This is a genomic window from Phreatobacter aquiterrae (assembly GCF_053471285.1).
This window is the reverse complement of the sequence record NZ_JBJPHW010000011.1, coordinates 1-20,888: the sequence shown is the minus strand read 5'-3', so window position 1 is coordinate 20,888 and position 20,888 is coordinate 1. Positions and strand designations below refer to the sequence as shown.

15 protein-coding genes and 1 tRNA gene are annotated in these 20,888 nt (G+C 68.4%); 12 read left to right on the top strand and 4 right to left on the bottom strand.

Features of this window, described 5'->3' with window-relative positions; genetic code table 11:
• The first annotated feature begins 78 nt into the window (after positions 1-78).
• The 6 genes from ACJ4V0_RS16425 to ACJ4V0_RS16400 all read left to right on the top strand — a co-directional run bounded on the left by ACJ4V0_RS16425 (position 79) and on the right by ACJ4V0_RS16400 (position 11,998).
• Positions 79-1,281, top strand: coding sequence for a lytic murein transglycosylase (locus ACJ4V0_RS16425; RefSeq protein WP_448300677.1), 1,203 nt, complete (start codon positions 79-81; stop codon positions 1,279-1,281).
• Between the two features lie 135 nt (positions 1,282-1,416).
• Positions 1,417-2,739 carry an SGNH/GDSL hydrolase family protein gene (locus tag ACJ4V0_RS16420; RefSeq protein WP_448300676.1) on the top strand — a complete coding sequence of 441 codons (1,323 nt, stop codon included), beginning with the start codon at positions 1,417-1,419 and terminating at the stop codon, positions 2,737-2,739.
• A gap of 346 nt (positions 2,740-3,085) precedes the next feature.
• Entirely contained in the window at positions 3,086-7,819 is a 4,734-nt protein-coding gene (gene gltB, locus ACJ4V0_RS16415; RefSeq protein WP_448300818.1) for a glutamate synthase large subunit, read from the top strand.
• A gap of 4 nt (positions 7,820-7,823) precedes the next feature.
• Positions 7,824-9,242 (top strand): glutamate synthase subunit beta, encoded by a 1,419-nt coding sequence (gene gltD / locus ACJ4V0_RS16410; protein WP_448300675.1) that lies wholly within the window; start codon positions 7,824-7,826, stop codon positions 9,240-9,242.
• Positions 9,243-9,294: 52 nt separating this feature from the next.
• On the top strand, positions 9,295-10,638 hold the full coding sequence (locus ACJ4V0_RS16405; RefSeq protein WP_448300674.1) for a threonine aldolase family protein: 1,344 nt from the start codon (positions 9,295-9,297) through the stop codon (positions 10,636-10,638).
• Positions 10,639-10,777: 139 nt separating this feature from the next.
• Positions 10,778-11,998 carry a hypothetical protein gene (locus tag ACJ4V0_RS16400; RefSeq protein ID WP_448300673.1) on the top strand — a complete coding sequence of 407 codons (1,221 nt, stop codon included), beginning with the start codon at positions 10,778-10,780 and terminating at the stop codon, positions 11,996-11,998.
• Between the two features lie 135 nt (positions 11,999-12,133).
• On the opposite strand, the gene ACJ4V0_RS16395 is transcribed toward ACJ4V0_RS16400, so the two are convergent.
• On the bottom strand, positions 12,134-12,610 hold the full coding sequence (locus ACJ4V0_RS16395) for an Hsp20 family protein (protein WP_448300672.1): 477 nt from the start codon (positions 12,608-12,610) through the stop codon (positions 12,134-12,136).
• Positions 12,611-12,917: 307 nt separating this feature from the next.
• Between ACJ4V0_RS16395 and ACJ4V0_RS16390 the strand changes: the two genes are divergently transcribed.
• From ACJ4V0_RS16390 to ACJ4V0_RS16380, 3 genes are all read left to right on the top strand, one after another.
• Positions 12,918-13,349: a hypothetical protein gene (locus tag ACJ4V0_RS16390; protein ID WP_448300671.1), complete on the top strand. Its 432-nt coding sequence runs from the start codon at positions 12,918-12,920 to the stop codon at positions 13,347-13,349.
• A gap of 100 nt (positions 13,350-13,449) precedes the next feature.
• A complete protein-coding gene (locus ACJ4V0_RS16385; RefSeq protein ID WP_448300670.1) occupies positions 13,450-13,860 on the top strand; it encodes a hypothetical protein in 411 nt (136 codons plus the stop codon).
• Between the two features lie 77 nt (positions 13,861-13,937).
• Positions 13,938-14,888: an alpha/beta fold hydrolase gene (locus ACJ4V0_RS16380; RefSeq protein ID WP_448300669.1), complete on the top strand. Its 951-nt coding sequence runs from the start codon at positions 13,938-13,940 to the stop codon at positions 14,886-14,888.
• Positions 14,889-14,900: 12 nt separating this feature from the next.
• Here the strand turns inward: ACJ4V0_RS16380 and hisN are convergent, their stop codons facing one another.
• The gene (gene hisN / locus ACJ4V0_RS16375) at positions 14,901-15,683 is read right to left on the bottom strand and encodes a histidinol-phosphatase (RefSeq protein WP_448300668.1); all 783 of its coding nucleotides are present in this window, start codon (positions 15,681-15,683) and stop codon (positions 14,901-14,903) included.
• A gap of 172 nt (positions 15,684-15,855) precedes the next feature.
• On the opposite strand from hisN, the gene ACJ4V0_RS16370 reads away from it, so the two are divergent.
• Positions 15,856-17,109, top strand: coding sequence for an MFS transporter (locus ACJ4V0_RS16370; RefSeq protein ID WP_448300667.1), 1,254 nt, complete (start codon positions 15,856-15,858; stop codon positions 17,107-17,109).
• A 398-nt stretch (positions 17,110-17,507) separates the two neighbouring features.
• Here the strand turns inward: ACJ4V0_RS16370 and ACJ4V0_RS16365 are convergent, their stop codons facing one another.
• Positions 17,508-18,398, bottom strand: a complete 891-nt coding sequence (locus ACJ4V0_RS16365) for an N-formylglutamate amidohydrolase (RefSeq protein WP_448300666.1) — start codon at positions 18,396-18,398, stop codon at positions 17,508-17,510.
• Positions 18,399-18,616: 218 nt separating this feature from the next.
• On the opposite strand from ACJ4V0_RS16365, the gene cpdR reads away from it, so the two are divergent.
• Together cpdR and ACJ4V0_RS16355 are read left to right on the top strand one after the other, a co-directional pair.
• Positions 18,617-18,982, top strand: coding sequence for a cell cycle two-component system response regulator CpdR (cpdR, locus tag ACJ4V0_RS16360; RefSeq protein WP_106749214.1), 366 nt, complete (start codon positions 18,617-18,619; stop codon positions 18,980-18,982).
• Positions 18,983-19,086: 104 nt separating this feature from the next.
• A tRNA-Val gene (locus ACJ4V0_RS16355) sits at positions 19,087-19,161 on the top strand.
• Between the two features lie 242 nt (positions 19,162-19,403).
• Here ACJ4V0_RS16355 and ACJ4V0_RS16350 read toward each other — a convergent pair.
• A partial coding sequence (locus tag ACJ4V0_RS16350; protein ID WP_448300665.1) for an immunity protein CdiI family protein occupies positions 19,404-20,888 on the bottom strand: 1,485 nt, incomplete at its 5' end.

Sequence of the window (20,888 nt, the reverse complement as noted above, 5' to 3'; positions counted from 1 at the left end):
TGGCTTAACTGTTCGTCAAGCATGCGCGTTGTTCCACTGGAACCTGGGCCGGGGGGTTCGGGACGTGAGGCGCTTGGCATGAAACGCGGACAGTTCTTTCCGGCGGTGCTGACCGTCGCCGCCTGCCTTGCAGCGGCGGCGCCGGCGGCGGCCCAGGGCAGTTTCTCCGACTGCCTGCGGGGCCTCGAGCAGCAGGCGCGCGCCCGCGGCGTGCTGCCCCAGGTCTTCGCGCAGGCGACCGCCGGCCTGACGCCGGACAACTCGATCCTCGCCCTTCTCGACCGCCAGCCCGAGTTCTCGCGCCAGCCCTGGGACTACATCAACGGGCTGGTCGCGGCGAACCGCATCGCCGAGGGCCGCCGCATGCTGCAGGCCCATCGCGCCGCCTTCGAGCGCGCCGAGCAGGAAACCGGCGTCGACAAGCACATCATTGCTGCCATCTGGGGCATCGAGACGAGTTTCGGCAGGTCGAAGGGCAATACCAGCGTCGTCAGGGCGACTGCGACCCTCGCCTGCTACGGCCGGCGGCAGGACTTCTTCCGCGGCGAGTTCGTCGCAGCGCTGCAGATCATCAATCAGGGCCACGTCGCCCCGTCGAATTTCCGCGGGTCCTGGGCCGGCGCCTTTGGTCACACCCAGTTCATGCCGTCGACCTTCCTCCGTGCGGCGCGGTCCGGCACCGGCGGTGCGCGCATCGACCTGATGGGGTCGGTTCCAGACGCGCTGATGTCGACCGGCAATCTCCTGCGCGCCGAAGGCTGGCAGCGCGGACAGGGCTGGGGCTACGAGGTGACGATACCGGCCGGCCTCGACCTTACTCTCGCCGGCCGCGACAGGCCTCAGGCGATCACCCAGTGGGAGGCCCGCGGCGTCCGGCGCATCGGCGGCCGCGCCTTCCCGCGCCGCACCGACCAGGCCTTCCTGCATCTGCCGGCCGGCGCGCGCGGCCCGGCCTTCCTGATGCTCCCGAATTTCCGGGTGATCATGAAGTACAACAACTCCGAGAACTACGCGATGGCGGTCGGGCACCTCGCCGACCGGCTGCGCGGCGGCGGCGGCTTCGCACAAGCCTGGCCGACGGCGGAGCGCGCCCTGTCGCAGCAGGAGCGCGTCGAACTGCAGCAGCGCCTCGCGCAGGTCGGGTTCTACACCGGAACGGTCGACGGCAAGCTCGGCGCCGGCACCCGCGAAGCCCTCCAGCGCTTCCAGGCCCGCGCCGGCATGCCGGCCGACGGCTTCCCGACCGCGGCTCTGCTGCAGCGGCTGCGTCGCGGCAGCTAACACCGGGGACAGATTCCGCTCGCGCGTTTTTTTTCGTCCCGGATTTCCGCCGGTTTTACAGGTTCCGCATCGCAACCTTGTCCCCGAAATCGCGACCGGTGCTAGACTGGCACCGTGTTGGACAAGGAGATCGGGATGACCATGACCGGTTGGCGCCATTGGCTCGCATGGGCATGCCTCGCCCTGGCGACGGGCCTCGCCCTGCCGGCCCGGGCCCAGGCGCCCTATGTCGACGACCGCTATCCGCATCTCTTCGCACCCCGCGACCAGCGCCCGCGTATCATCACCATCCCGCAGGGCTCGCGGCAGACGGCTCCTCGCGTGGCGCGCCCGGCGGAGTCGGTGCGTCCGCCGTCCCGCGACCGGGCGGCCACGCTCCCGACGGTGATCGACGGAGCCCATCCGCCGGCCGCCGAAGCCCCGGCAGCGCCCACCACCTTCGTCCTCGTGCTTGGCGACAACCTCGCCGAATGGCTCGCCTATGGCCTGGAGCATGCCTTCGAGGACGTACCCGAGCTCGGTGTCGTCGACAGGACGCGGCTGTCCTCCGGTCTCACCCGGCCCGAGTTCCATGACTGGACCCGCGCCGTTCCCGAGACGCTCGCCCAGCAGGCCAAGGTCGATTTCATCGTCATGATGCTGGGGTCGAACGACCGGCAGGCGATCCGCCTGGAGCGCGAGAGCGTCGAGCCGGACAACGAGCGCTGGCGCGACCTTTACGCCCAGCGCGTCGATGCGGTCATGCAGGCCCTGAAGGCGCGCGGCGTTCCCGTCTACTGGGTCGGCGTGCCGCCGCTGCGCGGCCAGCGCACCTCCGCTCACATGTCCACTCTCAACGAGATCTACAAGGAACGGGCCCAGAAGAACGGCGTCAACTATGTCGACGTCTGGAACGGCTTCGTCGACGAGCACGGCAACTACACCCAGTTCGGTCCCGACTTCGCCGGCCAGGTCAGGCGCCTGCGCACGGCCGACGGCGTCCACTTCACTCCGGCCGGCGCGCGCAAGCTCGCCCTGTTCCTCGAACAGGATCTCCGGCGCGATCTGCTCGGCCGCATCACGCCCGCCGTTCCGCAGGTTCCGGCCGATCCGTCCGGCGAGGCGCCGGGGCCGGGCGCCGGCATTCCCCTTCCCGTCGCGCCGCGACCCCTGGCAGGCCCCGTCCTGCCACTTCACGGCAATCCGAGCATTGCCGCCGCGGCAGATGCCACGCCCGGAACGTCGGCAAGCCCCGCGGAACTAATGGGGGCGGCAGCGGCCAGACGGCCATCGGGAGTTGCCGCGTCGGTGCTGGTCCGCGGCGAAGCGCCAGCCCCGGTGGCCGGCCGCATCGACGATTTCAGCTGGCCGCGCATCCCAGCTCAAAGCCTGAATCAGGTGCCGGCTGTCGCGCCAGGCCTGCCCGCAGAGGCCGGTGGTACCACCGCTACCGAACCGGCTGCCGCGGCCGGTCGATAGTCATATTATTGCGGAACCGGGGGAATAATGTTCCGTTTCGGTCGCGCCTTTCGACGGCCCGGCAATAAACATCATGTCATGCCGGACTGCGGCACGCATTGGCGCTTGTGTCGCTGTTTGAAATCTGTCAAATAACGGCTCGAGAAAGGTCAGCATCGCTGCCCTATCCAAGATGACCCCGACAACGGGGCGGTCGGGGAGGACGCAAGGCCCCGAGTTTGCATGCCGGACCGGTTGCGGGTTTGCCCCGTCGCCTGTGCCGGCTTCGTGTGTCACGATCAAGGGCACGAACGGCGGCCGGCGCCGCAGAACGAGGTGAATGATGAGCACGCAGCTTTTTGGCGCGATGTCGGATGAGGGGATCGAGGTGCGGACGAATCGCGCCACGAAAGCCAATCTGCCTGTCGACGTCAAAAACCGCACGCGCGCCGTCATCGACCCTGGTTTGCCCGCAGCGCAGGGCCTCTACGACCCGCGCAACGAGAAGGACTCCTGCGGCGTCGGCTTCATCGCCGACATGAAGGGCCGCAAGTCCCACAAGATCATCCAGGACGGCATCCAGATCCTGCTCAACCTCGAGCACCGCGGCGCGGTCGGCGCCGACCCGCGCGCTGGCGATGGCGCCGGCATGCTGGTGCAGTTGCCCGATGCCTTCTTCCGCAAGGAAGCGGCCAAGCTCGGCTTCGAACTGCCCGAGCCGGGCCACTACGCCGTCGGCTTCATCTTCTTTCCGCGCGACCTGGAAGGCCAGACCATCGTCCGCGAGGCGATCGAGAAGGTCGTCGCCGACGAGGGCCAGGTGCTGCTCGGATGGCGCGACGTGCCGACCGACAATTCCTCCCTCGGCGAGAGCGTCAAGCCGACCGAGCCGCTGCACAAGCAGATCTTCGTGGCGCGCGGCGCGGGGGTGGAATCGGAGGACGAATTCGAACGCCGCCTCTTCGTGCTGCGCAAGGTCATCTCCAACCTCGTTTATGATCTGAACGACCCGCGCACCAAGGGCTATTACCCCGTGTCGCTGTCGTGCCGGACCATCGTCTACAAGGGCATGTTCCTGGCCGACCAGCTCGGCTCCTATTTCCCCGACCTGCACGATCCGAGCTTCGAGAGCGCCCTCGCCCTCGTGCACCAGCGCTTCTCGACCAACACCTTCCCGGCCTGGTCACTGGCGCACCCCTACCGGATGGTCGCGCACAACGGCGAGATCAATACGCTGCGCGGCAACGTCAACTGGATGGCGGCGCGGCAGGCGAGCGTCGATTCCGAGCTCTTCGGCAACGACATCTCCAAGCTCTGGCCGGTCTCCTACGAGGGCCAGTCGGACACGGCCTGCTTCGACAACGCCCTCGAGTTCCTCGTCCAGGGCGGCTATTCCCTCGCCCATGCGGTGATGATGCTGGTGCCCGAGGCCTGGGCCGGCAACAAGCTGATGGATGAGCAGCGCCGCGCCTTCTACGAGTACCACGCCGCCATCATGGAGCCGTGGGACGGCCCCGCCGCCATCGCCTTCACCGACGGACGGCAGATCGGCGCGACGCTCGACCGCAACGGCCTGAGGCCGGCGCGCTGGTTCGTCACCAAGGACGACCGCATCATCATGGCCTCGGAAATGGGCGTCCTGCCCGTTCCCGAGAGCGAGATCATCCGCAAGTGGCGCCTCCAGCCGGGCAAGATGCTGCTCGTCGATCTCGCCGAGGGCCGCATCATCTCCGACGAGGAGATCAAGGCCCAGCTCGCCGGCGCCAGCCCCTATGCGGAGTGGCTGGAGCGCTCGCAGCTCATCCTCGAGGACCTTCCCCCCGTCGAGCCGCGCGCCTCGCGCACCGACGTGCCGCTGCTCGATAAGCAGCAGGCCTTCGGCTACACGCAAGAGGACGTGAAGATCCTGCTCGAGCCCATGGCGACGACCGGCCAGGAGGCCGTCGGTTCGATGGGCACGGACACGCCGATTTCCGCACTCTCCTCCAAGTCGAAGCTGCTCTACACCTACTTCAAGCAGAACTTCGCCCAGGTGACGAACCCGCCGATCGATCCGATCCGCGAGGAACTCGTCATGAGCCTCGTCTCCTTCATCGGGCCCCGGCCGAACCTGTTCGACCTCGACGGCACCTCGCGCCGCAAGCGCCTGGAGGTCCGCCAGCCGATCCTCACCAACGAGGACCTGGAGAAGATCCGCTGCATCGGCCACCGCGAGGATTCCTTCGACACGAAGACCCTCGACATCACCTATCCGGCCGCCAAGGGCGCCGCCGGCCTGCAGGAGGCTCTCCAGCTTCTCTGCGACCGCGCCGAAGCCGCCGTCCACGGCCGCTACAACATCATCATCCTGTCCGACCGCATGGTCGGCGCGGACCGCATCCCGATCCCGGCGCTGCTCGCCACCGCCGCCGTCCACCACCACCTGATCCGCAAGGGCCTGCGCACCGCCGCCGGCCTCGTCGTGGAGACGGGCGAGGCGCGTGAGGTGCATCACTTCTGCTGCCTCGCCGGCTACGGCGCCGAGGCGATCAACCCCTATCTCGCCTTCGAGACCATGGAGGAGCTGCACGCCAAGGGCCTGCTGCCGCCGGAAGTCGACGCCGACGAGGTGGTGAAGCGTTTCATCAAGTCCATCGGCAAGGGCATCATGAAGGTGATGTCGAAGATGGGCATCTCGACCTACCAGTCCTATTGCGGCGCGCAGATCTTCGACGCTGTCGGCCTCGCCGACGACTTCGTCGCGAAGTATTTCACCGGCACCGCCACCCGCATCGGCGGCGTCGGCCTCGCCGAGGTCGCCCAGGAGACGGTGATCCGCCACACCGCGGCCTTCTCCGACGATCCGACGCTGAAGACCACCCTTGAGGTCGGCGGCGAGTACGCCTACCGCATCCGCGGCGAGGATCACGTCTGGTCGCCGGAGACGGTGGCGGCGCTGCAGCATGCCGTGCGCGGCAACAGCCAGGACCGCTACCGCGAGTTCGCGCACCTCATCAACGAGCAGACGTCGCGGCTGCAGACCATCCGCGGCCTGTTCCGCATCCGCACGGCGGAAGAGGACGGCCGCAAGCCCGTCCCCCTCGACGAGGTCGAGCCGGCTTCCGCCATCGTCAAGCGCTTCGCCACCGGCGCCATGTCCTATGGCTCCATCTCGCGCGAGGCGCACACGACGCTGGCGCTCGCCATGAACGCCATCGGCGCCAAGTCGAACACCGGCGAGGGCGGCGAGGAGGCCGAGCGCTTCCAGCCCCTGCCCGACGGCCGCTCCATGCGCTCGGCGATCAAGCAAGTCGCCTCCGGCCGCTTCGGCGTCACGACGGAATATCTCGTCAATTCCGACATGATGCAGATCAAGATGGCGCAGGGCGCCAAGCCCGGCGAGGGCGGCCAGTTGCCCGGCCACAAGGTCGATGCCGTCATCGCCAAGGTGCGCCACTCGACGCCGGGCGTCGGCCTGATCTCGCCGCCGCCGCACCATGACATCTACTCGATCGAGGACCTGGCGCAGCTCATCTATGACCTGAAGAACGTCAACCCGCGGGCCGACGTCTCGGTGAAGCTCGTCTCCGAGGTCGGCGTCGGCACGGTTGCCGCCGGCGTCGCCAAGGCGCGCGCCGACCACGTGACCATCTCCGGCTTCGAGGGCGGCACCGGCGCGTCCCCCCTCACCTCGATCAAGCACACCGGTTCGCCGTGGGAGATCGGCCTCGCCGAGACCCACCAGACCCTGGTGCTGAACCGCCTGCGGTCGCGCATCTCGGTGCAGGTCGACGGTGGCCTTCGCACCGGCCGCGACGTCGTCATCGGCGCCCTGCTCGGCGCCGACGAGTTCGGTTTCGCCACAGCGCCGCTGATCGCGTCCGGCTGCATCATGATGCGCAAGTGCCACCTCAACACCTGCCCCGTGGGCGTCGCCACCCAGGACCCGGTGCTGAGGAAGCGCTTCAAGGGCCAGCCCGAGCACGTCATCAATTACTTCTTCTTCGTCGCCGAGGAAGTGCGCGAACTCATGGCCTCCATGGGCTTCCGTTCCATCGACGAAATGGTCGGCCAGATGCAGATGCTCGACCGCCGCGAGGCCGTCGACCACTGGAAGGCCAATGGGCTCGACTTCTCCCGGCTGTTCCACAAGCCGGTCGTGCCGGCCGAGGTCGGCATCCGCCGCTCGGAGGACCAGAACCATCATCTGGAGGCCGTGCTCGACCGCAAGCTCATCGAGAGCGCGAAGCCTGCCCTCGAGGAGGGCAGGCCGGTCGTCATCGAGATGCCGATCGCCAGCGCCAACCGCTCGGTCGGCGCCATGCTGTCGGGCGAGGTCGCGACGCGCTTCGGCCATGCCGGGCTCGCGGACGACTCCATCCACGTCAAGCTGAAGGGCACGGCGGGCCAGAGCTTCGGCGCCTGGGTCACCCGCGGCGTCACGCTGGAGCTCGAGGGTGAGGCCAACGACTATGTCGGCAAGGGCCTCTCAGGCGGCAAGATCATCGTCTATCCCTCGTCGGAGGCGACCAGTCTCGACGTCGACAACTCGATCATCGTCGGCAACACCGTGCTCTACGGCGCCATCGAGGGCGAGTGCTACTTCCGCGGCATCGCCGGCGAACGCTTCGCCGTGCGCAACTCGGGCGCCATCGCGGTGGTCGAGGGCACGGGCGACCACGGCTGCGAATACATGACCGGCGGCGTCGTCGTCGTGCTCGGCCAGACCGGCCGCAACTTCGCGGCCGGCATGTCGGGCGGCATCGCCTACGTGCTGGACGAGGAAGGCGATTTCGCCCGCCGCTGCAACATGGCGATGGTCGAGCTGGAGCCGGTGCCGGAGGAGGATGACCTCCTCTCCCGTGTCTATCACCAGACCGGCGGGCTCGACAGCCACGGCCGCGTCGACGTGATGAGCGACATGAGCCGCTTCGATGCAGAGCGCCTGCACCAGCTCATCGCCAACCATGCCCGGTACACGGGATCGCGGCGCGCGCAGGACATCCTCGACCGCTGGTCGGAGATGCTGCCCAAATTCAGGAAGGTGATGCCGGTCGAGTACCGCCGCGCGCTTCAGGAAATGGAACAGGCCCAGCGTCCGCTCGCGCTGGCAGGAGAATAAGACGATGGGGAAGGTCACAGGCTTCTTGGAGATCGACCGCCAGGACCGGCGCTATGCGCCGGCCGGCGACCGCATCCGCCATTACCGTGAATTCGTCATCCCGCTGAGCGAGGAAGGCACCCGCAACCAGGCGGCGCGCTGCATGAACTGCGGCATTCCGTTCTGTCACAACGGCTGCCCGGTCAACAACCAGATCCCCGACTGGAACGACCTCGTTTACAACGGCGGCTGGCGCGAGGCGTCGATCAACCTGCACTCGACCAACAACTTCCCCGAGTTCACCGGCCGCATCTGCCCCGCCCCCTGCGAGGCGGCCTGCACGCTGAACATCGAGGACACGCCGGTCACCATCAAGACGATCGAGTGCGCCATCGTCGACCGCGCCTGGAACGAGGGCTGGATCACGCCGGAGCCGTCGAAGACGCGTTCGGGGAAGAAGGTCGCAGTCGTCGGCTCCGGCCCTGCCGGGCTCGCCGCCGCCCAGCAGCTCGCCCGCGCCGGCCACGATGTCCACGTCTACGAGAAGTTCGCCAAGGCCGGCGGCCTGCTCCGCTACGGCATCCCCGACTTCAAGATGGAGAAGCGCCTCATCGACCGCCGCATCCACCAGATGGAGGCCGAGGGCGTCACCTTCCACTACAACGAACACATCGGCGTCACCCGCCCGGTCGAGGAATTGACCGCCGGCTATGACGCCGTGCTGCTCACCGGCGGCTCGGAAAAGCCCCGCGACCTGCCGATTCCGGGCCGCGACCTCGACGGCGTTCATTTCGCCATGGAGTTCCTGCCGCAGCAGAACCGCCGCGTCTCCGGCGAACCCATCGGCACGAACGAGCCGATCCTCGCCTCCGGCAAACATGTCGTCGTCATCGGCGGCGGCGACACCGGCTCGGACTGCATCGGCACCTCGGTGCGCCAGGGCGCGGTCTCGGTGACGCAGCTCGAGATCATGCCGAAGCCTCCGGAGAAGGAGAACAAGGCGCTGGTCTGGCCGCTCTGGCCGCTGAAGCTGCGCACCTCCTCCAGCCACGAGGAAGGCGCCGAGCGCGACTTCGCCGTGATGACGTCGGAGTTCATCGGCGCCAACGGCCGGGTCAAGAAGATCAGGTGTGTGCGCGTCGACGAGAAGATGCAGCCGATCCCGGGCTCCGAGTTCGACCTCAAGGCCGACCTCGTCCTGCTCGCCATGGGCTTCGTCAATCCCGTCCACGAGGGCATGGTCGAGAGCCTCGGCGTCTCGCTCGACGCCCGCAAGAACGTCGCCGCCAACGTCTCGGACTACCGGACCTCGGTGCCGAAGGTCTATGCGGCGGGCGACATGCGGCGCGGCCAGAGCCTCGTCGTCTGGGCGATCCGCGAGGGCCGCCAGGCCGCGCATGCCATCGACAAGGACCTTGTCGGCACGACCACCCTGCCGCGCTGAGGGATGACATCGCCCCTGCCTCCGCGATAGCAAGGAGGCAGGGAGTTTCTCGATGTTCTTCGCAAGCGACAACGGCCTCGGCGCCTCCGACAAGGTGATGCAGGCGATATCAGCCGCCAATGGCGGCGCGCGCCTCGGCTATGGCAACGACGACGCCACGAAGGCGGTGGTGCAGAAGCTCTGCGACCTGTTCGAGCGCGACGTCGGCGTCTACATGGTCTCAACCGGCACGGCCGCCAACGGCCTCGCCCTCTCCACCATGACCCCGCCCTGGGGCATCGTGCTCTGCCACGACGAGAGCCACGTCATCGAGGACGAGTGCTGCGGGCCGGAGTTCTTCACCGGCGGCGCCAAGCTCGTCGGCATTCCCGGCCGCGGCGCGAAAATCACGGCGGCTGCGCTCGAGGCGGCGATCGCCGGGCTCGGCCGCCGCGTGCCGCACAATGCGCCGATCCACGCCCTGTCGATCACCCAGTCGACCGAGCTCGGCCAGGTCTATGCGGTCGACGAGGTGAAGGCCCTGTCCGCCATCGCCCGCGCCAATGGTCTCGGCGTCCACATGGACGGCGCGCGTTTCGCCAATGCCGTCGCGGCGCTTGGCTGCACGCCGGCGGAGATCACCTGGAAGGCCGGCGTCGACGTCCTGTCCTTCGGCACCACCAAGGGCGGCGGCCTCGCCTGCGAGGCGCTGATCTATTTCGATCCGGCCAAGGGCGCCGAGATGGTCCGCCGCCGCATGCGCGCCGGACACCTCCTGTCCAAGCACCGCTTCCTCGCGGCTCAGATGGACGCCTTCCTCGACGGCGGCCACTGGCTGGACCTCGCCCGCCACGCCAACGCGGCGGCGAAGCGTCTCGCGGATAGCCTCTCCGCCATTCCGGGCGTTCGCCTGCCCATCGTTCCACAGGCCAACGGCCTGTTCCCGATCATGCGGCAGGAGATCGTCGATGCCCTCAAGGCGGAGGGCGCTGCCTTCTACCCCTGGCCGGACAAGGGCCTACCGGAGGCCGAGCGGGCTCGTCCGGGCGAGCAGATGATGCGCCTCGTCACCAGTTTCGCCACGCGCGACGAGGAAATCGAGCGTTTCCTGGCCATTGCGGCCAAGGCGGCTCAGCCGCTGGCCGCTGGCTCCTCCCATCCGCCATCGGGAATCTCGGAGAATCTCGAGGCGGAAGTCCGTATCGAGGGACAGTGGGTACGTTTGACTATTCAGGACGCGTTGCAGCGCGGAAACGGGCCGTTCCGGTGCATTGCCTGTCACGGACCAATGCGGGCACATAAGAGATCGGTCACTGGGCAGAGAGCCCATTTCGAGCATTTCCGGCACAATCCGGGGTGTCCTCGGACCGAAGGCTTTAGTGGCACACCTTCTCGGCATCCTGACGCCTTGGCTTGACGGCCCGGTGCTGGGCGCAGCGCGGCTGACTTGCCGCGCAACCCTCTCGAAATCCTGCTGAAACACGGCCGCCCTGAAATCGCCGTTCTCCTTGCCGAAAGGTTGCCGCGGGGCAGTTGGGGAACAAGGACGCGAATTCGTGCGCCATACATTGCTCATGGCAGTTGCCGCTGCCGCCATTACCGCCGGGATCGGGCCGGTGTCCGCCAATCCGTTGGTGGGCGGCCGGCTGGTCGCCTCTGCGGCCGAGGCCATTCCCGTCCAGTACTGGGGCGGCTGGGGTCCGCCGCGCGTCTATGACGATGACGACGATGAACCGCCGGTCTATCGCCGACGCTATGTCGAGCCGGAGATCGAGGGGCCCATTCCCGCCGCGCAGGCCATCGCCATCGCCCGCTCTATGGGCCACCGCGCCATCAGCCGGCCGCGCCTCGCCGGTCGCGTCTGGGTCGTCGAGGCGGTCGGCAGCGCCGGCCAGCGCACCCGCGTCACCATCCACGCCTATTCGGGCGCGCCGATCAACATCCGCGAGCTGGAGCCTGGCGGCCAGCGTTTCCCGACCCCGCCGGTCTGGCGCGATGAGCGTCCGAGTTTCGGGCGTGAGGGTGCGCCGCAGCCGGGGCTGCGCGAGGGCCGTCTCGACCCCGACGCGCTGGATCGCCCGGAGCGTCCCGCGCCGCGGCCGCAGCCCAACATCACCGCCCGCATCGTACCGGTGCCGACCCCCCGCCCGAACATCGATGGCGATCTGGCCCCGCGCCCGCAGGTGGTGCCGCCAGTGATCCCGCCTGTCGCGAGCCCGCCTGCAATCGATGCTCCGGTCGCCCCGCCCCCTGCGGCAGCCCTGCCGCCGCGCCGGGTCGATCCGCCATCGGCCGTGCCCGTTCCGGCGACGCCGCCGCTCAGCGTCGAGCCCACGACGCCGATCCCGCCGCCCGTCGGCGTTGTTCCGCAGGCCGAACCACCTGCGGCGGCCATACCGCCGGCCTCCGAGACCCCGCGCGAGGAGCCAGCTCCGGTGCAGGTCGAGCCGCCGCCCACAGCCGCAACGCCGGCCGCCCCCGTCGAGGAGCACCCGGCCCCTGCAGCTGCCCTGCCCCCGGCCGCGCCCGATCCGGCCCCCGAGCCCGCCCCGCCTGTTGTCGTTGTCGAGCCGCCCGCCGCGACGAACCCCGTCGCGGAGCCTCCTGCGGCGGCGACACCGGCCCCTCCTGCCGAGACGGCGCAGAAGCCGGCGGATGGCGAGGGGGTGCTGATCGATGGCCGCTTCCTCGGCCCGAATGGCGAGCCCCTGCCGCAGGCCGGCGGTCCGCCGACGACGCCCGGCGTCCGTCAGGTGGCTCCCCCGGCCTCGAACTGAGGCCGGTGGCAACCTCTCCGCCGCATTCATTCATGGCCGCAAACGACGAAACGCCCCGGTGATGCCTCACAGGGGCGTTCGTGCATCTCAGGAGGGGCCGTTGGAGGGCGGCCCTGCCGTCAAGACCGATGCGGTTCAGGCGGCCTGGCGGTTGGCCGTGCCTTCGATGACGCGGGCGCCCTCGCCGGTGCTGATGGCGATCTGCCGCGGCTTCATGGCCTCCGGAATCTCGCGGACGAGATCGACGTGCAGAAGGCCATGCTCGAGAGCCGCGCCCTTGACAAAGACATGGTCGGCGAGCTGGAAGCGGCGCTCGAAGGCGCGGGCGGCGATGCCCTGGTGCAGGTAGTCGGGCTTGGCCTCTCCCTCTCCGGCGGCCTTCTCGCCGCGGATGGTCAGGGCCTGCTCCTTCACCTCGATGGACATGTCCTTGTCGGTGAAGCCGGCGACGGCCACCGAGATGCGGTAGGCGTTCTCGCCGGTCCGCTCGATATTGTAGGGCGGGTAGCTCTGCGTGGGGGCCTCGAGACCGGAGGTCTGGTCGAGCATCGAAAAGAGACGGTCGAAACCGACGGTCGAGCGATAGAGCGGAGCAAGATCGAAGCTGCGCATGGGATGTCCTCCTTCAAGCGACACCAAGAGTGACGTGGCCCGCCTGAAACGGCCGGGCCAAACGGTTCGTGCAGCCTCATCGGGCCTGCACGGGAGAAGAGTTAGGAAGGCCTCCGGAGCTTCGCAAGACCCCTGAAGGAGATCCCCGTGCGGATCGTGCTCGCCCGATGAAGCGCCGGTGAACGGCCGCTTCCGCGACGGTTCAGGGCGGTGCCCCCATATGGAGGGGGACGATGGACCGGCGCCTGCCCCTCCGGTCCTCCACCCTGGAAGAGGGCCGGCGAACGCCGACCCGGGAAGCTTGATCATGCGCATGACCATGTCGCGCACACCCCGCCCCGCCGGCGCGCCGCACCCTGTTAGCATGCCGCGGTCGTCGTCGGTGTCCACACTCGCGCTCGGCCTCGTCGCGGGAACCGCCAGCATGGTGCTCGCCGTCGCCCTCCTCGCCTGCGCCGGCGGCCTCGCCCGCGCTGCGGAGCCCGATCCTCAGCGCCGCGACCGGAGCGCGGCCGAACGTCTCATCCCCGCCGGCGAGGTGAGCGGGCGACTGTCGCAGCGCGGCTATGCCGTCACCGACCCGGTGATCCGGCGCGGCAGCGCCTATCTCACCCACGGCACCGACAGGTACGGCCAGCGCCTGCGCCTGGTCATGGATGCCCGCAACGGCGAGATTGTCGGCCTGCGCGTCATCGGCGACGGCCGCCTGCCGCGCCGCGACGGCCCGGCCCGTCCCTGAGGGGTCGATCGTTCACCGTGACTGTCTTCGGCCGGCGCAGTAACCTTGCGGAACCAGCCATGGTGGAGAAGAGTTGATACCACGCACTGAGGAGGTGCCCATGCGCAAGACCTTGCTGACGACGGCTCTCGCCGCACTGTTCCCCGCGGCCGCCATGGCCATGGCCATGCCCGTGGCACCGCTGCCGGGGTCGGGCGATGGACTCATGATGCACGTCCAGGATTGCGGCCCGCCGATCCGGCGGATTGAGACCGATCCGAATACCGGCACGCAGACGCCGGTCTGGGTGCGGCAACCCTGCCCCCGCGTTCGCGGCGGCGGCTACTACGAGCGTCCTGCGCCGCGCGTTTACTATGGCGACCCGCCCGGCTATCGCCCCGCGCCGCGCTACTACGAGCGCCCTGCGCCGCGCTACTACGACGACGCGCCTGTCTATCGCCAGCGCCGCGCGCCGCCGCCTGGCTGGGAGCGCGATCCCTATACCGGCCGCGACGTGCGCATCCTGCGCTGATCCGTCGCTAAGGCTGTGTTAGCGAGGCGGGGGCATCCTGATGCTCCCGTCTTTCGATTCGCGAGTTGACCCGCCCGATGGATCTCGTCGCCCTGCCCGACAGGCCGATCCCCGCCGGCGTCCGCGCCGGAACCATCACCACGCCCGACCGGATCGCGATCCGCTACGCGCGATGGGAGGCGACCGGCGCGCCGCGACGCGGCACGGTGGTCCTCTGCCAGGGACGGGCCGAGTTCATCGAGAAATACTTCGAGGTGGTCGACGAACTGCGCGCCCGCGGCTTCGGGGTGCTGGCCTTCGACTGGCGCGGTCAGGGCGGCTCCGGCCGGCTCCTCTCCGACCTGCGCAAGGGGCACGTCCGGCGCTTCGCCGATTTCCAGATCGACCTCGACACGGCCATGTCGGTGGTCGGTCTTCCCGACTGCCGCCCGCCCTTCTACGCCCTCGGCCACAGCATGGGCGGCGCCGTCCTCATCGAAGCCGCGCACGGCGGCCGCACCTGGTTCGACCGGATGGTGCTGTCGGCGCCGATGGTGGCGCTGGCGCAGGTGCGCTCCCCCTTTCTCATCCGCCCGCTCGCCACCGCGCTGTCGCTCGCCGGGATGAGCGGCTCGATCGTGCCCGGCGGCTCCACCGCGCCGGTGGCGCTGAAGCCCTTCGAGGGCAATCCCGTGACCTCCGATCCGGTCCGCTACGCCCGCGCTGCGGCCTATGCCGAGGCGGATGCCCGGCTCGGCCTCGGCGCGCCGACGGTCGGCTGGCTGCGCGAGGCGCTGGCGGTCACGCGCCGCTTCGCCCACCCGCTCTACACGCGGCCCATCCGCCAGCCGATGCTGCTTGTCGGCGCTGCCCGTGATCCCCTCATCGACACGCCCCGCGTCGAGGAGTTCGCCCGCCGGCTGAAGACCGGCAGCGCGGTGGTGATCCCCGGCTCGCGCCATGAGCCGCTGCACGAGCGCGACGAGATCCGCGCGCAGTTCTGGGCTGCCTTCGACGCCTTCGTGCCCGGCGAGCAGGCCTTCCTCTAGCCGGACAGGCCGTCAGGCGTTGAGGATCTCCAGCGCCTCGGCGTGGACACGCTTGTCGCCAGCCGCGACGATGCGTCCGCCGCCACCCGCAGGCCCGCCGTCCCAGGTCGTCACCACGCCCCCGGCGCCCTCGATGATCGGCACCAGAGCGGCGATGTCGTAGGCCTTGAGCCCGGCCTCGACCACGAGATCGACATGGCCGGCCGCCAGCATGCAATAGGCGTAGCAGTCGGCGCCGTAGCGGTAGGTGCGGCAGCGGGCCTCGACCGCATTGAACAACTGGCGCGTCTCCGCATCGAACAGCTTCGGCGAGGTCGTCATGATGGTCGCGGCTTCCAGCCCGGGGCAGGGCCGCGTCCTCAGGTTGCGCGCGCCCGCCGGTCCCTCGTAGCGGGCGGCCGCGCCGTCACCCCAGAAACGTTCGCCGATGAACGGCTGGTGCATCATGCCGAACACCGGAACACCGTGGCGGACGAGGCCGATCAGCGTTCCCCAGACCGGAATGCCGGCGATGAAGGCCTTGGTGCCGTCGATCGGGTCGAGCACCCAGACATGCTCGGCGCCGGCGTTCTCCTCGCCATATTCCTCACCGACGATGCCGTGCTCCGGAAAGGTGCGCTTGATGAGGTGGCGCATGGCGGTCTCGCCGGCACGGTCGCCCTCCGTCACCGGATCGAACTGGCCGAGACCGGCCTTGTTCTCGACGCCGATTGAGGTGCGAAAGAAGGGCAGGATGGCCTCGCCGGACAGACGCGCGAGATCGCGCACGAAGCTCTCGAAATCGACGGCGCTCACGATGGGTGTCCTCTCCTGACCGGTGCCGCGAGCTATAGGCCGGGCGACCTGCAACCGCAACGCGGGGCGGCCCCTGCTCCCGGTTCCATGCAGCGGCACGGCCACAGGGGTGCCGCCACCCGCCTTGCTGCGGAAGGGACGCAAGGGCAGTGTCGCCGGCCGGAGGAAACACGTGTTCAGTTCAGTCCACGGCGCCATGAGCCGCCCGGCGGTCATCGCCCTCGTCGCGGTTCTCGCCACGGCGACCGCCGTCAGCCAGTTCTTCCGCAATTCGGTCGGGGTCATCGCGACGACGCTCGCCACGGAGCTGAAGCTCGACCCGGACGAACTCGGCCTCGTCGCCTCCAGCTTTTTCCTCATCTTCGCGCTGTGCCAGATCCCGGTTGGCGTCATCATCGATCGCTATGGTCCGCGCGCAGCGCTTCTCGGCTCCGCCCTCTTCGTCGTCGCCGGCTCGCTGGTCTTCGCCCTGGCGGCGGGACAGGCGGGACTGATCGCCGGACGCCTGCTGCTCGGCATTGGCTGCTCCACCTTCTTCATGGCGCCGCTGGTCATCTATGCGCGCACCTTCCCGCCCGCCGTCTTCGCCAGCCTTGCCGGCTTGCAGATCGCCATCTCCAGCATCGGCACGATCCTGGCGACCGCGCCGCTCGGCTGGATGACCGCCGTTTACGGCTGGCGCGCCGCCTTCGTGGTGGCAGCCCTGGTCTCCGCCCTGCTGCTCACCGGCATCGTCTTGGCCGTGCGCGGCCCCGGTGCCGGGCGCCTCGCCGGCAGGCCGGCGGAAACGATGCGCGAGGCCTTGGCGGGGGTGGGCGCCGTCATGCGCACCCGCGGCTTCTGGCCGCTGTTCCTGATGTCCTTCTCCACCTATTCCACCTTCGGGCTCATCATCGGCCTGTGGGGCGGTCCCTACCTCGCCCATGTCCACGGTGCAGGTCTCGCGGCGCAGGGGCGCGTGCTTTTCATCATGGCGATGGCGCAGGTGATCGGCACGCTGGCCTGGGGCTACGCCGACCGTTTCGTCGGCGCCTATCGGCCGATCGTCGTGACCGGCTCGGCCCTCTCCCTCGCCCTGCTCGCGGCGCTGATCGGTCTCGGCCACCATGGCGCGGCGCAAACCGAGATCATCGTCGGGCTGCTCGGCTTCTCCTGCGCCTTCACGCCGGTTCTGGTGGCCCATTCCAAGTCGCTGTTCCCGCCCGAGATCACCGGACGCGGCCTGTCGTTCATTAACATGGGAACCATGAGCGGCAGCTTCATCACCCAGTGGGTAACCGGCCTCGCCGTGAAAGCAGTAGCCGGCGACGCCGCCGTCTATCCGGTGGCGGCCTTCCAGATCGCCTTCGGCTTGCAGGCCGTCCTTCTGGCGGTCGCGACCCTCGCCTATCTCAGGGCGCCCGACCCCCGGCGCACGGCCACCTGACGGGTCCTGTCGGGACAGCGGCAGCGGTCTGAAAATAATGGGACAGCCTTCTTGCCTTTCCCGGCGACCATAGGCATATTGTTGCAGCGCGGTATCGCCTTGCGGTGCCTCGCAGCCCTCCTTGGGCGTTTCCTCCCTAGACTTGGGCCGCTCACGAAAGTGAGCGGCCTCTTTCTTTTCCAGCGTGTCATTTAACTCATGATTTTCAATGAGTTGGATGGAAGATGACGTGGCACGGAAACTGGATGGGAGAGGTCGTATAAAATAGAAAACTCGCCCCGACTCGTTGTGCAATGCACCCTGATCAACCGATCAGCTGGACAGATTCACTGCCAAGCCCATTCGCGTCGACAGGGGCTGATTCCGCGAGCCATGCAGATTTGATGGAACTGATCCGGCTATTCCGCAGCGATGCGCCAGTCGCCGGCACGGTCCAGCGGCAGCCGCGCCAGGGCCTCCGCCAGGGCCATCAGGTCGGCCTGCAGGCGGACGAAGTCGGCCGTCGGCCGGTAGGTCCGCTCGTCCATGTAGATCGCCCGGTTGATCTCGATCTGCACCGCATGGACCCCGGTCTGCGGCTGGCCGTAATGCTCGGTGATGAAGCCGCCGGCATAGGGCTTGTTGCGCACCACGTTGTAGCCACGGGCGCGCAGCACGCCTTCGATCAGGTCGCCGACGGATGGTGAGCAGCTCGTGCCGTAGCGGTCGCCGATGACGACGTCGGCGCGCGGGCGGTCCTCGCGGATCGGCGCCATGGAGGGCATCGAGTGGCAGTCGACCAGCAGGACCTCGCCGAAGGCCCGGTGGGTGGCGGCAATGAGGCGGCGAAGCGCCCGGTGATAGGGCTTGTAGAGCGTCTCGATGCGCATCAGCGCCTCGTCGACAGGCAGCCGCCGCGCATAGATCTCCTGCGCCTCGCCCACCACCCGCGGAATGGTCCCGAGCCCGCCGGCGACCCGCATGGACCGCGTGTTCGCAAAGGTCGGCAGCCGGCCGTCGAACATGCGCGGATCGAGCTCGTAGGGCTCGCGGTTGACGTCGACCATCGACCGCGGGAAATGGACGCGCATCAGCGGCATGCCGCGCTCCACCACGCCGAGGAAGAGCTCGTCCACGCCGGTATCCTCGGAACGGCGGAGCTGCGGCAGGTCGAGACGCACCTGTCCGATGAAATGCGGCGGATAGATCCGGCCGGAATGCGGCGAGTTGAACACCACCGGCGCCCTGGTCTCGCCGGGCTCCAGCGCCTCGAAGGCGGGATCGATGTCGCAGATCTCGGCCTCAATCATCGTAATGCGCCCCGATCCTTCTCCGTCACTCAATCTAGCGCCTGAGGCGGGTCTGTGAAGCCTCGCCGGCGCCGGGCCGCCTCCCGCGGACCGAACCTGCGCACGGCGGCCGCGCCATTCACCGCACATTTACCATCTTCAGGCTTGATGGGCACAACCGGGATCGGGTTCGCTACACCGCCTCCCCGACGACGGACGGACGAAGGACCGCATTCAGCATGGGCAAGATTCTGCTGGCAGAAGACGACAACGACATGCGCCGCTTTCTGGTGAAGGCGCTGCAGACGGCCGGTTACGACGTCGCCCATTTCGACAACGGCCTGTCCGCCTATCACCGGCTGCGCGAGGAGCCGTTCGAACTGCTGCTCACCGACATCGTCATGCCGGAGATGGACGGCATCGAGCTCGCCCGCCGCGCCACCGAACTCGACCCCGACATCAAGGTGATGTTCATCACCGGCTTCGCCGCCGTGGCCCTGCAGCCGGATTCGCAGGCGCCAAAGGATGCCAAGATCCTCTCCAAGCCCTTCCACCTGCGCGACCTCGTCAACGAGGTCGAGAAGATGCTCCAGCAGGCGGCCTGAGGTCTCCTCCACACCGGCGCATTTTGGGCGTCGCGATCCTCTTGCACGCTTTCGCGATCCCCACTATACGGTGCGCCTCGCTTTCGCGGTCCCCGGACCGCAAAGGGCGCGTAGCTCAGCGGGAGAGCACTACGTTGACATCGTAGGGGTCACTGGTTCGATCCCAGTCGTGCCCACCATTCAAGCCCCCGCCAAACCTCTGGTTTGGCGGGGGTTTTTCTTTCCGTGCCGTCAGCAACGCGGCCACTAAAGCTGCAATAGGCCAGCGCTAGCTACTTTCTAGCAACTTCGCCACGGGTCGCCTTCCCTCAATTCTGCCTGCTGGAGACGAGTTCGATGCGCTCACCCAACACCCCGTGGAGCTATGGTTCGTAACCGCTGCGGATCCGAAAATAGATCGACACGCTCTCGGCCGAGATGCTCAGACGGCCGAAGCCGGCGGGAAATCCTCCGCGCTTCCGCCTCTGACCTCCACGACACCCGCCTCCTGCGTCAACAGGTAGACTTGGACGTCGCGGCTTTGCCCTGCCAACTCGCCGGCCAACCGTTGCGCGAGGGCGTAGCCCTCAGACTCGTGTCGCGCGACGAACCCGTCCGCCTCGCGCACGGCGCCGGGATTGTCCCAGTCAAGCGCGTCGTCGAAACGCTCCGCCCAAGCCCTCAGATCGGTGACGAGGGCCGGCGACAGACCGAGCGCCTCCGGATCGAGATTGCCGGAATAAGCTTCGTCCATCGACCACAGCGGATGGCATGCGTAATCTGCCATGACTTTGATGCGCCGGGGCCGGGTGTAGACGCGCTCGGGTGCCGAAAGGAATGGGGTTCCGACCGGGGCATAGATCACCCGTTCTAGACCGATCACGACCGCTATCCGCTCAGCCAGCGCGCGCCCTTCGGCCTCGTGACGGGCTGCGGCCAACGGATCGCTGAAGCCGCCGGTACGCTTTCGCGGCGGGATGGTGGCCAGATAGCCCTCCTCCCAGTCGAGGATATCAGCCACCAGTTCATGTCCGAAGGTGCTGACGGCGAGGGATTGCGGTACGACCCGCCCTGTCTTGTCGTCAGCGAACGGCAGCACGAACGGGCGGACCATCAGGCGGACCCGGTCGGGGAGGACCTCCGGCGCCTCGGGCAGCAGGGGGTCGTCGGAAGGGCTGTAGCGCCCGCCGAGAGGCGCCCTCATCTTTGCCATGTGGTAGGCCGCGAAGGCGGCGATGGCGACACCGGCGATCGCTGCGGGCCAGGGATCCTTGCCCGGCCAGCGCAGATGGCCCGCGACGGCGGCCCAGGCGACGAAAGCTGTAGCGGCGAGATAGATCAGGAAAGCGTTGCGGGTGCCGCGGCGGCCTGCCGGGTCCGGTGGCTCCTCCGGGTCGACGAGGCGCGGCGCCACATGGCCGAGATAGGCGCCTTGTACGGCCGCGCCGGCGAGGAAAGCGGGAAAAGCGAGGACGCTCAGCGCCAGGAGCAGTACGGCGCTGGCAAAGACGCTCGCCGCGATGCCCAGCATCCATCGGCCGCGAACTTGGTCGGCATGCGGCACGGGCTTCATGGTGAGTCCCGAGAGGGCCTTGTCGAGGAAAACCTCCACAACCATCCTCCGCGCCACGAGCAGTCCGGCCAGGACGTAGAAGGCGCCGACGAGGCGGAGGATGATCTCGACGCCGCTCATCGCCTCCGGCTGGTCTTGTCGTTGCTGGTCACACGGGTCCCCTATGGCCACCACCGCATAGTGTGTATTCAGAGTTTTGCACTGAGCAGACCGGCTGAACAGCCGCTTTGGGGCCGAGGCTGTGTGAAAACCCGCGCTGTGATAGCCTTCGATAGCTGCTTCGGAGGTGCCGGATGGGACGTTTCGTCGAGGCGACTGATCGCCACCAGCCTTCGTTTCTGCCTCCCTGCCTCG

Bases quoted from the DNA above. Each gene is read 5' to 3' on its own strand.
- ACJ4V0_RS16425 (WP_448300677.1), top strand. From the start codon at position 79: ATGAAACGCGGACAGTTCTTTCCGGCGGTGCTGACCGTCGCCGCCTGC.
- ACJ4V0_RS16420 (WP_448300676.1), top strand. From the start codon at position 1,417: ATGACCATGACCGGTTGGCGCCATTGGCTCGCATGGGCATGCCTCGCC.
- gltB (WP_448300818.1), top strand. From the start codon at position 3,086: ATGTCGGATGAGGGGATCGAGGTGCGGACGAATCGCGCCACGAAAGCC.
- gltD (WP_448300675.1), top strand. From the start codon at position 7,824: ATGGGGAAGGTCACAGGCTTCTTGGAGATCGACCGCCAGGACCGGCGC.
- ACJ4V0_RS16405 (WP_448300674.1), top strand. From the start codon at position 9,295: ATGTTCTTCGCAAGCGACAACGGCCTCGGCGCCTCCGACAAGGTGATG.
- ACJ4V0_RS16395 (WP_448300672.1), bottom strand. From the start codon at position 12,610: ATGCGCAGCTTCGATCTTGCTCCGCTCTATCGCTCGACCGTCGGTTTC.
- ACJ4V0_RS16390 (WP_448300671.1), top strand. From the start codon at position 12,918: ATGCGCATGACCATGTCGCGCACACCCCGCCCCGCCGGCGCGCCGCAC.
- ACJ4V0_RS16385 (WP_448300670.1), top strand. From the start codon at position 13,450: ATGCGCAAGACCTTGCTGACGACGGCTCTCGCCGCACTGTTCCCCGCG.
- ACJ4V0_RS16380 (WP_448300669.1), top strand. From the start codon at position 13,938: ATGGATCTCGTCGCCCTGCCCGACAGGCCGATCCCCGCCGGCGTCCGC.
- ACJ4V0_RS16365 (WP_448300666.1), bottom strand. From the start codon at position 18,398: ATGATTGAGGCCGAGATCTGCGACATCGATCCCGCCTTCGAGGCGCTG.
- cpdR (WP_106749214.1), top strand. From the start codon at position 18,617: ATGGGCAAGATTCTGCTGGCAGAAGACGACAACGACATGCGCCGCTTT.